The 1,088-nt window shown below is 33.5% G+C and carries 1 protein-coding gene; it reads left to right on the top strand.

Translation table 11 applies throughout. From position 1 onward, the window contains the following. A partial coding sequence (locus IDG60_RS15565) for an FAD-dependent oxidoreductase (RefSeq protein WP_206160896.1) occupies positions 1-1,021 on the top strand: 1,021 nt, incomplete at its 5' end. Positions 1,022-1,088 lie beyond the last annotated feature (67 nt).

Below are 1,088 nucleotides of genomic sequence, written 5' to 3' on the forward strand. Positions count from 1 at the left end.
TACAAATCGAATAGAAATGCCTTATTTAAGATCACCGATTGTACATCACGTACATCCACAACCGTTCCATCTAAAACAATTCGCTAAACAGCACCAATATACAAATGCTTTTTATGGTCCTTATCAACGACCTGAATTGACAATGTTTATGAATCATATTGCACATGCTTCTAAACAATATCAATTAGAGGATTGCTTGGTTCAAGGTTTAGTTCAAACTTTAGATAAACAAGAAGACAAATGGCATATCAAGTTAGAAGATGGACAAATTATCACTACAGATTGCGTCGTTATTGCAATAGGTAGTACAAATATTCCGTTTATGCCTGACATTTTAAAAGACAAACAGAATGTAAATCATATCTTCGAGAAAGAACATGATCAAGTAGTATACGATAAGACCGATCATATCGTTGGTAGTGGCATTACTGCTGCACATCTTGCACTTAAATTGTTAAATCATGATAACGATAAAAAGATTCATTTATGGCTAAATAAAGATATTGAAATACATGACTTTGATGCTGATCCTGGTTGGTTAGGTCCGAAAAATATGTCTTCATTTTTAAGTACTAAAAGCATGCCTGAAAGAAATGCCATTGTACAACGTGAACGTCATAAAGGATCAATGCCTCACGAACTGTACTTACGCCTTAAAAAACATATTAAAAATGGTCGTATAAATGTGCATAAAACACCTATCACTCAAATTAGTGGTGGTGTAATTAACACTGAAAATGATTCTGTTCCATATCAACAGATTATGGTTGCAACTGGTTTTGAACAAGATTTTATGTCACAACCACTTATTAAGCAATTAATACAAAATTATGATGCACCTATCAACGAATGTAATTACCCTGTTATTTCCGAAAAATTAGAATGGATACCAAATCTATTTGTCGCAGGATGCTTTGCAGACTTAGAATTAGGACCATTTGGTAGAAATGTTATGGGTGGCCGTAAAGCTGCCGAACGCATTGAACAAGCATTTCTAAAATTACAACAATATAGCGCATAAAAAAACTGCTAGCCGTAGTTATGAATATCTCATAACATTTCAGCTAGCAGTTCTTTTATTTTAAAGG

It is taken from the genome of Staphylococcus sp. EG-SA-2 (genome assembly GCF_017152085.1).